Source organism: Mycobacterium sp. 1245111.1 (assembly GCF_001673405.1).
GTDB lineage: Bacteria > Actinomycetota > Actinomycetes > Mycobacteriales > Mycobacteriaceae > Mycobacterium.
Map to the genome: position 1 here is coordinate 13570 of NZ_LZLV01000061.1, position 13560 is coordinate 27129.

Consider the following 13560-nt stretch of genomic DNA (forward strand, 5'->3'; position numbering starts at 1 on the left):
CGATAGCTTGACGGCGTGGGTGAAGCCGTACCATTGCCGATTCGTCAACCGCGTGCCGATCGGGCGCGTCAGGTGGCCGACGTGCTGCGCCACCAGATCCACTCCGGTACCTATGACGTCGGCCTGCCCGGCGAGACTGTGCTGGCCACCGAATTTTCGGTGTCGCGCAACACCATTCGCGAAGCCCTCACCACGCTGAAAAATGAAGGTCTGATCGAGCGCGGACCCAAGGTCGGTACCCACGTCGCGCAGCGCAAATACGACCACGGTCTCGACACACTGCTGGGCCTGAAGGAAACGTTCAAGAGTTACGGCGAGGTCCGCAACGAGGTACGCGCCGCGATGTCCGTGTCCGCCCCGCCGACGGTGGCGCAGCGGCTTCGGCTGGAACCCGGACAGCAAGTCGTTTTCATCGAGCGGTTGCGTTACCTGGGCGGCCTGCCGCTCAGCCTCGACCTGACATATCTGGAGCCGGAGATCGGCGCACGGGTGTTGACGCACCCGCTGGAGAGCAACGACATCTTCGCACTCATCGAACAGCTCACCGGTCGGCCGCTGGGCGCGGCATCGTTGGCGTTGGAGGCGATTCCCGCGGACGCGCACTCCGCCGCAGCGCTGCAGGTGCCCGACGGCGCGCCGCTGCTGATGCTGGAACGGCTCACCAGCCTGGGCGACGACACACCGGTGGACTTGGAGTACATCCGGATGCGCGGAGATCGAATCACCATGCGCGGCAACTTGATAAGGAATACGCCATGACTTTGGTCAACAACCGCTCCGACGTTCCGGTGACGATCGACGAATCGCTGTGCATCGACGGCTGCACCCTGTGCGTCGACATCTGCCCGCTGGATTCGCTGGCCATCAACCCCGAGACCGGGAAGGCCTTCATGCACGTCGACGAATGCTGGTACTGCGGCCCGTGCGCGGCCCGCTGTCCGACCGGCGCCGTCACCGTCAACATGCCATACCTCATCCGCTGAAACGGAACCCGCATGAAGACATTTGCCACCAGTCTGGCGTCGGCCGCGGCCGCCCTCACCGTGGTCGCCGGCTGCGCACTGGATTCCGGCAATGCGGTCAACGTGGTCATCGGCTACCAGTCCAAGACCATCAACACCGTGACCGCAGGGACGCTGCTGCGAGCCCAGGGATACCTCGAACACCGGCTCGCCGATGTCACCAAGCGCACCGGTACCAAGTTCCACGTGGTGTGGGAGGACTACGACACGGGCGCTCCGATCACCGCACAGATGGTCGCCGAGAAGATCGATATCGGTTCGATGGGTGACTATCCGATGCTGATCAACGGCTCCAAAACTCAGGCCAACCCGCGCGCTGCCACGGAGATCGTGTCGGTCACCGGCTACAACGCCAAGGGCGCACTGAATATGGTTGTGGTCGAACCGGGTTCGGCGTCCAAGACATTGCCTGACCTGGCTGGCAAGAAGATCTCGGCCAGCGTCGGCTCCGCCGGTCACGGCACCCTGGTGCGGGCACTGGCAGGCGTCGGGATCAATCCGACCACCGGCGTCGAAGTGCTCAACCAGCAGCCGCAGGTCGGCGCGTCGTCTCTGGAATCTGGTCAGGTGCAGGGGCTTTCGCAGTTCGTGGCCTGGCCCGGGCTGTTGGTCTACCAGGGCAAGGCCAAGCTACTCTACGACGGCGCGGAGCTGAATTACCCGACCCTGCACGGGGTGGTGATCCGTCGCGCCTACGCGGCCGCGCACCCCGAGGTGCTCGACGCCTTCCTGCAAGCCCAACTCGACGCCACCGAGTTTCTCAACTCCAAACCACTCGAAGCCGCGCGGATCGTCGCCGAGTCCAGCGGGCTGCCCCAGGAGGTCGTCTACCTCTACAACGGCCCGGGTGGCACGGCTTTCGACACCACGCTCAAACCGTCGCTCGTCGACGCGCTGAAAAACGATGTGCCATACCTGAAGTCGATCGGTGATTTCGCCAATCTGGACGTGGCGAACTTCGTTCAGGACGGCCCACTGCGAGTGGCGTTCTCGGCCCGCAAGCTCGACTATGACGCGACATTGGGCGCCGCCGCGCCACTGCGGGGCAGCGAGCTCTGGCTGCAGGGATCCGACAGAACCCAGCCCGTCGCCTCGCCGGCCGAACTGCTGAAAGCCGTTCGCGACGCCACCGCTCGCGGATCGCAGGTGCGGGCCGCCTATGTCCCCGACAGCGAGCTGGGTACCCGCTGGTTCGCCGACAAGTCGATCTGGGTGCGTGACGGCGCGAATTACCTACCGTTCGACACCGTCGCGGGCGCGCAGCGTTACCTCAATGCACACCCAGGCAGCACATCCGTGGACTATCAACAAGCATTGGCGGGTGCGGCATGACCACCGCCGGCGACGATGCAGAGCGCAGCGATGCTGAGGAGCGGCGCGCATGACCACCGCCGGCGACGATGCAGAGCGCAGCGATGCTGAGGAGCGGCGCGCATGACCGCTGTCGACGTCACTATCACCGACGCGGCCGTCGCCGTACCGGTGGCCGGTATTGCCAAGGCGCGCAAGCCCGCATCGGCCTGGCGGTCACGGGTGCTGCGGTTGACATCGGTGGTGGCCGCGATCGGGCTGTGGCAGCTGCTCACCGCCGGCCACGTCCGGTTCGGGCTGCGCTTCGACACGCTGCCGACCGTCACCGACATCGTCGGCGCCCTGACCCGCGCCGTCAGCACCCAGCCGTACTGGCTTGACTTGGGGCAATCGCTGGTTCGCATCCTCAGCGGTTTCGGGCTGGCGGCGGTGATCGGAGTGGCCAGCGGCATCCTGCTCGGCCGGTCACGATTGGCAGGCGACGTGTTCGGCCCGCTGACCGAACTCGCCCGGCCGATCCCCGCGATAGCCGTTGTCCCGGTGGCCATTCTGCTGTTTCCCAACGACGAGACCGGGATCGTGTTCATCACGTTTCTCGCGGCGTTCTTCCCGATCATGGTCAGCACTCGGCATGCGGTGCGCGCGTTGCCGACGCTGTGGGAGGACTCGGTGCGGACATTGGGCGGTGGCCGCTGGGATGTGCTGACTCAGGTTGTGCTGCCGGGAATTCTGCCGGGTGTGTTCGGCGGACTGTCGGTCGGCATGGGTGTGGCATGGATCTGCGTGATCTCGGCGGAGATGATCTCCGGCCGGCTCGGTGTCGGGTACCGCACCTGGCAGGCCTACACGGTGCTGGCGTACCCGCAGGTGTTCGTCGGCATCATCACGATCGGCGTGCTTGGGTTCGTGACGTCCGCGGCGGTGGAGTTGATCGGCCGTCGGGCAACGCGGTGGCTGCCGCGCGGAGAGGAGCGAAGGAATTGACCCCAAAAAGCACTGCCACGAGTCTGGAGCTGGATCGGGTGCGGTTGTCCTACCACGATGTTGCGGTGATCGATGACCTCAGCTTCGCAGTGCGGCCGGGGGAGATCCTGGTGCTCACTGGGCCGTCGGGCTGTGGCAAGACGACCGTGCTGCGCGCGCTGGCGGGTCTGCTGGCGCCCGAAGCCGGCCGGGTGCTGGCCGACGGCGTCGAGGTGACCGGCACGTCGGGGGACCGCGGGGTGGTGTTCCAGGACAATGCCCTATTGCCTTGGCGCAGTGTGCGTTCCAACATCGAGCTGGCATTGCGGTTGCGTGGCGAGCCGAGGGCGACACGGACCGCCCAGGCTGACCGGTGGATCGCCGAACTGGGGCTGACCGGCTTCGGCGATTACCTGCCCAAGAACCTGTCCGGCGGGATGCGCCAACGCGTGCAGCTGGCCCGCGGGCTGGCCGGCGCGCCTCGGGCGGTGATGATGGACGAGCCGTTCGGGGCCTTGGACGCCCAGACGCGGGCGGCCATGCAGCGGCTGCTGATCGACTCGTGGCGGGCGCATCCGACCACGATCGTGTTCGTCACCCACGACGTCGACGAAGCGCTGACGCTGGGTGACCGGGTCGCGGTGCTGGGCCGGGCCGGCCAGCCGCTGCGGGCGGTCGTCGATGTGCAGCACCCGCGCGGCGACCAGGCGCATCCTGAGCAGCGCGCGGAAGTCATTGCCGCGCTTCACGATCTGGTAGCCGCCTGATGCAGATTCCCGATCCGACCGAGCCCACCCGGCTGGACTGCGACGTGCTGGTCATCGGTGGTGGAACCGCCGGCACCATGGCCGCGCTGACCGCGGCCGAGCACGGCGCTCAGGTGCTGCTGCTGGAGAAGGCGCACGTGCGGCACTCCGGGGCGCTCGCCATGGGCATGGACGGTGTCAACAACGCCGTCATCCCGGGCAAGGCCGAACCCGAGGACTACGTCGCCGAGATCACCCGCGCCAACGACGGAATCGTCAACCAGCGCACCATCTATCAGACCGCCACCCGCGGGTTCGCGATGGTCCAGCGGCTCGAGCGCTACGGCGTCAAGTTCGAAAAGGACGAGCATGGCGAGTATGCGGTGCGTCGCGTGCACCGCTCCGGCTCGTACGTACTACCGATGCCCGAAGGCAAGGACGTCAAAAAGGCCCTCTATCGGGTGATGCGGCAAAAGTCGATGCGGGAGAAGATCCGCATCGAAAACCGGCTGATGCCCGTGCGGGTGCTCACCGAGGGCGGTCGGGCGGTCGGCGCCGCGGCATTGCACACCCGCACCGGCGAATTCGTCGCGGTCGGCGCCAAAGCGGTGATCTTGGCGACCGGCGCGTGCGGCCGGCTCGGCCTGCCCGCATCGGGATATCTGTACGGCACCTACGAGAACCCGACCAACGCGGGTGACGGCTACTCGATGGCCTACCATGCCGGCGCCGAACTCTCCGGAATCGAATGCTTCCAGGTGAATCCGCTGATCAAGGATTACAACGGCCCGGCTTGTGCGTATGTGGCCAACCCGTTCGGCGGCTACCAGGTCAACGCGCTGGGCGAGCGGTTCGTCGACTCGGATTACTGGTCGGGCCAGATGATGTCCGAGGTGCGCAGCGAGATCGAATCGGCGCGCGGGCCGATCTACCTGAAGGTGTCGCACCTGCCCGACGAGACCCTGACCGCGCTGGAAGGGATCCTGCACACGACCGAACGACCCACCCGTGGCACCTTCCACGCCAACCGCGGCCACGACTACCGTACCCACGACGTGGAGATGCACATCTCCGAAATCGGTTTGTGCTCAGGCCATTCCGCCTCCGGCGTCTGGGTCGACGAGAATGCCCGCACCACCGTGGCCGGCCTGTATGCCGCCGGGGATCTGGCCTGCGTGCCGCACAACTACATGATCGGTGCATTCGTCTTCGGCGACCTGGCCGGCGCCGACGCAGCCGCGGCCATGTCCGATGTGGTTGCCCCGCAACAGCTTCCCCAGGACCAGTTGAACGAGGCGCACGAGTTGATCTACCGGCCGCTGCGGCATCAAGACGGGCCGCCACAGCCGCAGGTCGAGTACAAGCTGCGGCGCTTCGTCAACGACTATGTGGCACCGCCCAAGACCGCGGCCAAGATGTCGATCGCCGTGCACACCTTCGAACGGATGCGCGGTGAGATCGCCGAGATGGGCGCCCGCACCCCGCACGAGCTGATGCGCAGCATCGAGGTGTCGTTCATCCGGGACTGCGCGGAGTTCGCGGCCCGCGCGTCGCTGACTCGTACCGAGTCGCGCTGGGGCCTGTATCACGAGCGCGCCGACCTGCCGGCTCGCGACGATCAGGAATGGGGCTATCACCTCAACCTGCGCAAGGCGGCCGACGGGTCGATGGAATTTCTCAAGCGACCCGTCGCCCCGTACTTCGTCTCGGTGCCCGAGCTGGATTCGTTGCCCCCCACCGACCGGACGGTGTGGCCGGTCGAGCAGCCGCCGTTGGTCGGCGCCCGGGCCCCGGTCGAGGCGCCGTCCCGGGTGGCCTCGCCGTCGGCCGAACCCCCGTCGCCGCGCATCGTGGCGGTGCTCGCGATCGAGGAGCCGACGGTCGCCGCGCTGGCCGAGTTCCTCCGCGATGCCGACGCCGGGGTCCGGCGCACCGCGGTCGCGACGCTGACCGAGCACACCCCGGACGGCTACGCGGCCGAGCTGCTGCGGGCACTGCACGACGACGACGCGTCCGTGCGCCGCGCCGCCGCCGACGGCGTCCGCGAACTCGTCGAGGTGCTGCCGGCTCCCCAGGACGCCGACGAGTTTCTGGCGTCACCCGATCCCGTCGTGCGGGCGGTCAGCGTCTATCTGCTGGCGGCGCGGCGGGTCGGTGAAGCCGCTGCCTTCCGCCGTGCCCTCGGCGATGTCGATCACCGGGTTCGGATCGAAGCCGTGCGGGCTTTGGTGTCCATCGACGACGCGGACGGCGTCGGCGAGGCTACCCGCGACGGCAACCGCGAGGTCCGCATCGTCGCGGCCAACGGCCTGTCCACGCTGCGCTCGGGTCACGACGCGGTCCGTGAACTAGTCGCCGACATCGACCCGCTGGTGCGCGCGGCGGCGCTGACAGCGTTGGGCCAATTAGGCTGCAGCGCAGCCGACTTCACCGCTATCGACCAGGCACTAAGCGCCCCGGCGTGGCAGGTACGCGAGGGCGCCGCCCGGGCGCTGTCGGGTGCGGCGCCCGAGCACGCGGTACCGCGACTGTCGAGGACGCTGGTCGACGAGCATCTCGACGTGCGCAAGGCCGCGGTGCTCAGCCTCAGCCGGTGGACGGCGGATGGCGCGGCGCGCGATGCGCTCAGCGTTGCACTCAAGGACGACGACGCCGACGTGCGCGCCTACGCCCGTCGGGCATTAGATCACTGAATCGAGTCGTCGTCGCTTGGCTTGATGGCCCGGCTCCTCAGCGATCCGTGCCGGATCGCATCGTGGCCGGTCTAGGCTTACCGCCCATGGCGTCTTCCGCGAGCGCGACCACCTCCCGGCTGTCGGCGAATGACTGGGTGCAAGAGGGGTTCCGCGTGCTCGCCGAAGACGGGGTCAAATCGCTGACGCTGGGCCACCTGTGCAGCCGCTTGGGCGTCACCAAAGGCAGCTTCTACTGGCACTTCAGCGACATGACGGCGTACCGCGCTGCACTGGCCGACACCTGGGCGGTGGTACGCGACGAGGACCGATCGTTCGACGAATTGGCGAGTCTGCCTCCGCGGGAGCGACTGTCGCGAATGATGACCACGTTGGTGGGCCCGCGGCAGTGGATGCTGGAGCGGGCCATGCGGGAATGGGCGCGATCGGAGCCCTCGGTGGCCGCCGCCGTGCGGGCTTCGGACCACAACGTGATCGCCGCCGTCCGGCAGGCGTTCCTTGATTCCGGCTTCGATCGCGAGGAGGCCGAGATGCGGGCCACCGCGACATTCGCCGCCGGCATTGGCTTCTTGCATCTGTCCGGCTCGCGGCCGAGTCCAATGGCCGCCGGCCGTCGTGAGCAATTTCTGGAAGTCATGCTGCGGCACTGACATCCGGCTCATATCTCCATACCAAAAGGTATGGTAATGTCCGCACGATGGCGCCACCGCAGACGTCGCACCCGAAGGTCAGCTCCGATTTCGTCGCGCGGCTGGTCGATCGGGCGGGGGAGGCGGAGAAGCTGCGGCGGCTGCCGCAGGCCACCGTCGACGACTATCGGGATTCCGGTCTCGCCCGGTTGCTGCTGCCCAAGCGTTACGGCGGCAGCCAGGCGGAGTTTCCGGAGATTCTCGAGGCGGTGCGGCTGATGGCGCACGGCTGCACGTCGAGTGCGTGGACGCTCGGCTTCTACACGCTGCACAATTGGATGCTGGCGTTGTTCGGCGAACAGGCCCAGGACGAGGTGTTCGCCGACGGCCCGGTGTTGTGTCCCGCTCCCCTGGCGCCGACCGGTCGCGCCGTCCCGGAAAGCGGTGGCGTCCGGCTGACCGGACGGTGGTCGTGGGCGACCGGGATCATGGACGCCGACTGGGTGCTGGTCGGCGCCATCTGCGGACGCGACGACGCGACGTTTCCGGCGTTGGTGTTGTTACCGGTCGCCGACGTCGGCGTCGAAGACGTGTGGCACACCGCAGGCATGTGCGCGACCGGTTCCAACGATGTCATCGTCGACGCCGTGTGGGTGCCCGAGCATCGATTGGTCGCGGTGACCGACATCTACGGCGGCACAGCACCTGGGGCCGAACTGCACGACGCGGCGGTGTACCGGTGGCCGATGGTGCCGGCCCTGGCGCTGACCGCGGCGATGCCCGCGCTGGGATCGGCGGAGTTGGTTGCCGACCTCTTCGCCCGCCGGCTCGGTGAGCGGATGATCGCGTATTCCGGTGCGGCGCAGAAGAATCAGCCCGCGGCACACGTGCGACTTGGCGATGCCCGGGCCCGGCTGCGAGCAATCCGCGCCCTGGCCGATTCGGCCGCCGAGGACATCCAGGCGCGGGTCGCCAGCGGGGAACACATCGGACGCGAGGTGCGGGCCGGTGTGCGGGTGGCGGCGGCGCACGCCGTGCATGAATCACGCTCGGTGATCGCGGATCTGCTCGAGGCGTCCGGTGCCAGCGCGCAATTCCTGGGCCATCCCCTGCAGCGGGCCAAGCGGGATGTCGACGTCATTTCCGGGCACGTGGTGTTCGACTACGACGGCAGCCGCGAACTCGCCGGCGCGTTGGAGGTCGGCGCGAAAGTCTCACCGTTCGCGATGGTTTAGCGCAGCGCCTTGCCGAACAACAGGCTGTCGAGCGGTTCGGTCCCGAGGTTGGGGTAGATCCCGTGACGTGCCATTCGTCCCTCGAGGGTGAATCCGGCGCGCTCGAGCAGTCGCGCCGACCGATCGTTGTCGATGTGACAGGTCGCCCACACGCGGTAGACGTCCGGATCGTCGCTCAGTGTGGCGAGCAGCATGCGAAGCGCTTCAAACATCAAACCCTTGCCCCACCAACGCCGCCCGATGCAGTAACCGATCTCGGCGACGTACTGGACCGGTCGCGCGCAGCTGATCATCCCGACGATCTCGTCGCTGTGCTGCAACACGATCACCCAGGTGCGCAGGTGTGGATCGGTATTCATCCGCTCGGTGATCACTTGCTGCGTCGCCGCGACATTGGGGTGCGGTGTCCACAACAGATATTTCGTGACCTGAGGATCGCGGGCGACCCGCTGGAAAAGGGGCCCTGCGTCGTCGATCACGGGCAGGCGCAACAGGAGTCGAGGCCCTTCGATTCGCTCGGGGGTGAATTCGGCCATCAGAGATCGAGCGCCCGATAGGTCCGGTGTACGAATTTGGGTTGTACCGCTTGGAGTTTCGCCCGTGAGGTGTTGCCCGCGACCGCGGCCGCGGCGTCGGCCGACATCGTCGGCATGTTCTGGATCAGGTACACCAGAATCAGGTCGGCGGCGGGATCGGCCTGCCACCACGTCCCGTACGCGCCCGGCCAACTGAATGTTCCGACGCCACCGGGCCCGAACAGTGGCGCCGACTTCGCCGGGTCGGTCACCACCGACAGGTTGAGCCCGAACCCGCGCCCGACCCAGAACGGCGCGCCCAGAAAGTTGTGCTTCTTGTGTTCGTCGGTCAGGCGGTCGGTGCGCATCAGCCGGGCCGACTCCGGCGAAAGTACCCGTGTGCCGTTCAAAGTTCCTTCGCGCAAAAGCATTTCGATGAACCGCAGATACTCGTCCGCAGTCGACCATAAACCGCCGCCGGCATTGCTGAAGGCCGGTGGCGTGATGTGCGGCGGGCCCATCACATCGTGCTGAAGTCGATCCTTGTCGTCGAGCCGGTACATGGTCGCGGCACGCCGGCGACCTTCGGGGGTGACGTGGAAACCGGTGTCAACCATGTTCAGCGGCTGCAGGATTCGCTCGTCCAGCACCTGATGGAACGGCTTGCCCTCGATGCGCGATACCAGCACGCCGACCACGTCGGTGGACTGCCCGTAAGTCAGCCGCGCGCCGGGTTGGTGCACCAGCGGCAATTCGGCCAGCGCAGCCAGCCAGGCGTCGGGGCCGCTGCCGAACGGCAGTCGGACGTAAGCCCGCGAGATCGGCCCGACGACCGAGAATCCGTAACCGAGCCCGCTGGTATGGGTGAGCAGATCCTCGACGAGGATCGCGCGCCCGGCCGGATGGGTGCGGTCCAGTGGGCCGGTCGGGTCGTCGAGCACCCGCATCTCGGCGAATTCCGGCAGCCAGCGCACGATCGGGTCGCGTAGCGCGATCTTGCCCTCGTCGACCAGGCTCATCAAGGCGGCCACGGTGACCGGCTTGGTCATCGAGGCGATGCGGAACAACGTGTCGCGCTGCATGGGCAACCGGGCATCGACGTCGCGGTAGCCGATCTCGTTGACCTGCAGCATTTTCCCGTGCTGCCAGACCATCGTCACCGCACCGGCGAGCAGGCCGGTGTCACAGGCTTCGCGGATGGAGGCCTGATTGCCCTCGAGGTTCACCCGATTCAGGCTAGTGGGTGTCTCGCCGGCCTCCCGGGTCACCCGAATATGGGGAGCTTTCCCCATAGACGGTATCCAGCGGCCCAGCGACGATTCCTCCCAGGCATTTCCGCACAGCGTCCACGGAGGTTTCGACATGACGACACGCACTCTGCGACCCGCCCGCGGCATCGCCGCCATCGCCGGTGCCGCGGCCGCAGGAATCGCGTTGGGCCAGCTGAGCTTGGCGCCCGCAGCCCGCGCCGACGACGCGGTCGCCGATATTGCCGCCGATCTGGCGTTGTTGTTCGATTCCGGGTCGTCCGACCTTACGGCGGGCGCGACCGATCTCGCCTACGGCGACTTCGCGACCGGGCTAGGGTTGACGTTCTTCGGCACCGACGACTATCTCGTGTCGTCCGGTCAGGTGCTGACCGTCGACATCGCCGACGCACTCACCGGACACCTCACCGACGCGTCGTATGATCTGATGTGGCCAGACGTCGAATCATTCACCCCGCCAACGGATCTTGCTGCGACTTTCAGCGATCTGCAGGACATCGCCACCGTGGCGTCGCAGGATTTCGCACAATCGGCAACGTACTTCGCCGACGGTGAACTGGCGGAAGGCTTGCTCTTCGGTTTTAGCGGATTCGACAATCTCGTTGTCGGCAGCCCCGAAATATTAGCCGTCGGTCTGGCGGAGGCCCTGGTCACCGGACTGTGACGTCTCGCCAGAGGGCAACTCCCTCGACTATCTCGGGGGCGTGCCCGAAGAGGTCGGTGAAGAAGGCGATCAACTGCTGCCAATGCTGTGTCGGCCCGACGATCACATGGCGAACGCCGGCGGCCTCGAGGTCGGCGGCGATCTGCGCACGAATGTCGCCGCGTGCCACCAGCCAGGCACCGCGCTGCTGAATCACGTACATGGTGAAGGTCAGCTGCGACTGCGCCGGCCCGGAATAGGTCTTGCCATCTGGCTGCGGTAGATACGCGTAGGCCTCGGGCATCCGGAGCCCGTAGCCGGCCTCGGCCGCCCACACCATCGGGGCGGCCTCGCTGCCGTTGACGAAATATGGTGCGACGAGCACGGTTTCGTTGGGTGCGATGTGGTGGCTCGCCCAGTTGCGGAAGAACATCGGCGTGGTGAACGGTGTCCGGGGGAGCGGCGCCGGGATCAGCAACACCAGCGACATGCCCACGGCCAGCAGCCACGTCGCCGCCGGCCGCGGAGCAAGGCGGCGCGCTCGCGCGATCACGACCGCAATCAGCACCGCCACCGCCAGCCAGACGAAGACCGTAAAGCGCCCTGGCAGAACATGCTTCAGCAGGGGCAGCTTGCCAAGGGCCAACCACGGAAGCGGAACCGGCAGCGCCTTCGTGCCGATGTGCAGCCACGGCCCCAGCGACAGGACGAGGATCGCGGCCCCTGTGATGGTGGCGACCCGGATTCGCAGATCACTCCACAGACGAATGGCCGCAACGACGAGCAGAATGAGCAGCGGTACGCCGAGATACGCGGTCGCCTCGTGGTGGAAGCCGCTGAAGTCCTGTGTCGCTGCCGCCGGGGCGATGAGCTGATACGGGGTTGGAAGAACGAGGTTCAGCAGATCGGTCGAGAAGGTCGTCGGGTTTTGAACCTGCGCGCTGACGCGTTGCGGCCCGAAGAACTGTACGGCCAAAGGCCAGCCCGCGAGCAGCAGGAACGTCACCACAGCGACCGCGAGGGCTGGCAGGAGCCGGTTGCGGAGCTGCCCCTGGTGCGTCGAAGCCAGCACACCCACGAGCACCACGGCCGCGACCACGCTGGTGGCGAGCAACTCCTCGCTGATCAGCAATTGGACGACGCCGAGCACGCCCAGCGCGAGACCCGACTGCCACGGCGGTCGCCGGCGCGTCACAACCAATTCGTCGATCGCGAGCAACAGCAGCGGTGGCACCCAGGCCGTAGCCAGGTTCAGATGCAGGGCCGCATGCGAGACGACGTACGGCGAGAACGCGTAGACCGCGCCACCGACGACCGGGCCGAGCCCGTCACCGGTCCAGCGGCGGATCGCCAGCCACGCGGTGAGCCCGCTGAGCGAGATACCAAGCACCACAAGGACGTTGAAGCCGAAGATCGGGCCGCCGAGCTTCGCGGGCAGCCAGCCGAGAATCCCCAGCAGCGGCATTGACGGGTTCCACATCAGATTCACGCCGTCGGGCGCGCCGATCTGCGTCGTGAAGAACGGGTCGAGACCATTGGCCAGCGCGTGGGGGGTCCAGCCCAGATACCAGATGGCCTGTTCCGGGTCGCAACAGCTGCCGGCCCAACCGGACGTGGGGCCGCGCCAGGCCCGGCTGGTGACGGCGAGGGCCCCGAGCAGGTAGACGACGAACGCCGCGAGTCCGCGGAGGCGTCCAGACTGAATCGGCCGCGTCGGCACCTAGTGGGTTTGCTCTTCCTGAAAATGCAGGAACGGACGAAGCCGGCGGCGCGTCTGGTGATCGGTCGCCCCGGCCTGGCCGTCGGCATGGACGCCTCGGGTGTAGTCCCCTTGCCACGGCACCTTGTCTCCCGTGGTGGCGTCCGTTGCCGCCTGGGCTTGCCCCAACTCGCGACGCGACCGAAGAAAGAACTCGTGCTGGCGGCGCAGATCGTCATCGGAGGCGATGGGCCGGACTTCGGGCGCGAACTCTTCCAGCTCGCCGCGGCGCTGCGGGACGATCATGCAGATCGGCTCGTCGACCTCGAAACGCACCGGCACATATTCGCGGGTGAACTTCCAGTTAATGCTGAAACCCGAGCTGGTCCAATCGGTTTCGACGATCCCCTCAAGCGGTGAGATGGCATCCTTCGGATGATTCGCCGGCCCGCGCACCAACAGGTCGTACCCGGGTGGAGTGCGAAACAGGATCGGCAAATGCCACGTCAGGATGCCGTAACCGAAATTGCTGACAGGCAGGAACTGTCCTGGGCCGCGCCGATCTGGTGCGACCGTGACTTTGCTGAGGTCGTCGCCGCCCATCCAGGTCGCGCTGAACGCGCACGGGTTGCGCAGTTCCCAGCCGCTCTGATTAGCGATCAGCATCGGTAGGCAGCGATTCGCCCATCCCCGGTGCATCTCCGACATCCACGGCCGGTTGATCGCGGCCGGGCTGAATTGGGGCGCGTTGTCACCGGTGACGAAGCTGATCAGGGGTCGGGCCGACTCATCTGGCTGGTCGCTCATCCGATCCTCGGTTGGCTGGGCTGTCAGTG

13 protein-coding genes and 1 pseudogene are annotated in these 13560 nt (G+C 67.0%); 10 read left to right on the top strand and 4 right to left on the bottom strand.

Annotated elements, in window-relative coordinates:
- The first annotated feature begins 15 nt into the window (after positions 1-15).
- The 9 genes and pseudogenes from A5658_RS10715 (at position 16) to A5658_RS10750 (ending at position 8599) form a co-directional block, all read left to right on the top strand.
- Positions 16-759 carry a GntR family transcriptional regulator gene (locus A5658_RS10715; RefSeq protein ID WP_067333867.1) on the top strand — a complete coding sequence of 248 codons (744 nt, stop codon included), beginning with the start codon at positions 16-18 and terminating at the stop codon, positions 757-759.
- The gene (locus A5658_RS10720) at positions 756-983 is read left to right on the top strand and encodes a ferredoxin family protein (protein WP_067333870.1); all 228 of its coding nucleotides are present in this window, start codon (positions 756-758) and stop codon (positions 981-983) included. Before A5658_RS10715 ends, A5658_RS10720 begins: the two co-directional genes overlap by 4 nt.
- A gap of 12 nt (positions 984-995) precedes the next feature.
- Positions 996-2354: an ABC transporter substrate-binding protein gene (locus A5658_RS10725; protein ID WP_067333875.1), complete on the top strand. Its 1359-nt coding sequence runs from the start codon at positions 996-998 to the stop codon at positions 2352-2354.
- Between the two features lie 15 nt (positions 2355-2369).
- Positions 2370-2440 (top strand): annotated as a pseudogene (locus A5658_RS29315) (hypothetical protein); the annotation flags it as partial.
- Between the two features lie 16 nt (positions 2441-2456).
- A complete protein-coding gene (locus tag A5658_RS10730; protein ID WP_067333878.1) occupies positions 2457-3317 on the top strand; it encodes an ABC transporter permease in 861 nt (286 codons plus the stop codon).
- Positions 3314-4063, top strand: a complete 750-nt coding sequence (locus A5658_RS10735) for an ABC transporter ATP-binding protein (RefSeq protein ID WP_067333882.1) — start codon at positions 3314-3316, stop codon at positions 4061-4063. Before A5658_RS10730 ends, A5658_RS10735 begins: the two co-directional genes overlap by 4 nt.
- The gene (locus A5658_RS10740; protein ID WP_067333885.1) at positions 4063-6735 is read left to right on the top strand and encodes a fumarate reductase/succinate dehydrogenase flavoprotein subunit; all 2673 of its coding nucleotides are present in this window, start codon (positions 4063-4065) and stop codon (positions 6733-6735) included. Before A5658_RS10735 ends, A5658_RS10740 begins: the two co-directional genes overlap by 1 nt.
- An 86-nt stretch (positions 6736-6821) precedes the next feature.
- Positions 6822-7385 (top strand): TetR/AcrR family transcriptional regulator, encoded by a 564-nt coding sequence (locus A5658_RS10745; RefSeq protein WP_067333888.1) that lies wholly within the window; start codon positions 6822-6824, stop codon positions 7383-7385.
- Between the two features lie 47 nt (positions 7386-7432).
- Complete coding sequence (locus A5658_RS10750) at positions 7433-8599, top strand: acyl-CoA dehydrogenase family protein (RefSeq protein WP_067333892.1); 1167 nt, start codon at positions 7433-7435, stop codon at positions 8597-8599.
- On the opposite strand, the gene A5658_RS10755 is transcribed toward A5658_RS10750, so the two are convergent.
- Both A5658_RS10755 and A5658_RS10760 read right to left on the bottom strand, forming a co-directional pair.
- Entirely contained in the window at positions 8596-9135 is a 540-nt protein-coding gene (locus A5658_RS10755; protein WP_067333895.1) for a GNAT family N-acetyltransferase, read from the bottom strand. The two genes, A5658_RS10750 and A5658_RS10755, sit on opposite strands and share 4 nt — an antisense overlap.
- Complete coding sequence (locus A5658_RS10760; protein WP_197503094.1) at positions 9135-10340, bottom strand: serine hydrolase; 1206 nt, start codon at positions 10338-10340, stop codon at positions 9135-9137. Before A5658_RS10760 ends, A5658_RS10755 begins: the two co-directional genes overlap by 1 nt.
- A gap of 136 nt (positions 10341-10476) precedes the next feature.
- Here A5658_RS10760 and A5658_RS10765 point away from each other — a divergent pair, with 136 nt between their 5' ends.
- Entirely contained in the window at positions 10477-11046 is a 570-nt protein-coding gene (locus tag A5658_RS10765; protein WP_067333898.1) for a hypothetical protein, read from the top strand.
- On the opposite strand, the gene A5658_RS10770 is transcribed toward A5658_RS10765, so the two are convergent.
- Positions 11033-12745, bottom strand: a complete 1713-nt coding sequence (locus A5658_RS10770) for a hypothetical protein (protein WP_067333901.1) — start codon at positions 12743-12745, stop codon at positions 11033-11035. The two genes, A5658_RS10765 and A5658_RS10770, sit on opposite strands and share 14 nt — an antisense overlap.
- The gene (locus A5658_RS10775; RefSeq protein ID WP_067333903.1) at positions 12746-13531 is read right to left on the bottom strand and encodes a DUF6065 family protein; all 786 of its coding nucleotides are present in this window, start codon (positions 13529-13531) and stop codon (positions 12746-12748) included.
- Positions 13532-13560: the final 29 nt, after the last annotated feature.

Coding starts and splice junctions, on each gene's coding strand:
- A5658_RS10720 (WP_067333870.1), top strand. CDS start 756: ATGACTTTGGTCAACAACCGCTCCGACGTTCCGGTGACGATCGACGAA.
- A5658_RS10725 (WP_067333875.1), top strand. CDS start 996: ATGAAGACATTTGCCACCAGTCTGGCGTCGGCCGCGGCCGCCCTCACC.
- A5658_RS10730 (WP_067333878.1), top strand. CDS start 2,457: ATGACCGCTGTCGACGTCACTATCACCGACGCGGCCGTCGCCGTACCG.
- A5658_RS10740 (WP_067333885.1), top strand. CDS start 4,063: ATGCAGATTCCCGATCCGACCGAGCCCACCCGGCTGGACTGCGACGTG.
- A5658_RS10745 (WP_067333888.1), top strand. CDS start 6,822: ATGGCGTCTTCCGCGAGCGCGACCACCTCCCGGCTGTCGGCGAATGAC.
- A5658_RS10750 (WP_067333892.1), top strand. CDS start 7,433: ATGGCGCCACCGCAGACGTCGCACCCGAAGGTCAGCTCCGATTTCGTC.
- A5658_RS10755 (WP_067333895.1), bottom strand. CDS start 9,135: ATGGCCGAATTCACCCCCGAGCGAATCGAAGGGCCTCGACTCCTGTTG.
- A5658_RS10765 (WP_067333898.1), top strand. CDS start 10,477: ATGACGACACGCACTCTGCGACCCGCCCGCGGCATCGCCGCCATCGCC.
- A5658_RS10775 (WP_067333903.1), bottom strand. CDS start 13,531: ATGAGCGACCAGCCAGATGAGTCGGCCCGACCCCTGATCAGCTTCGTC.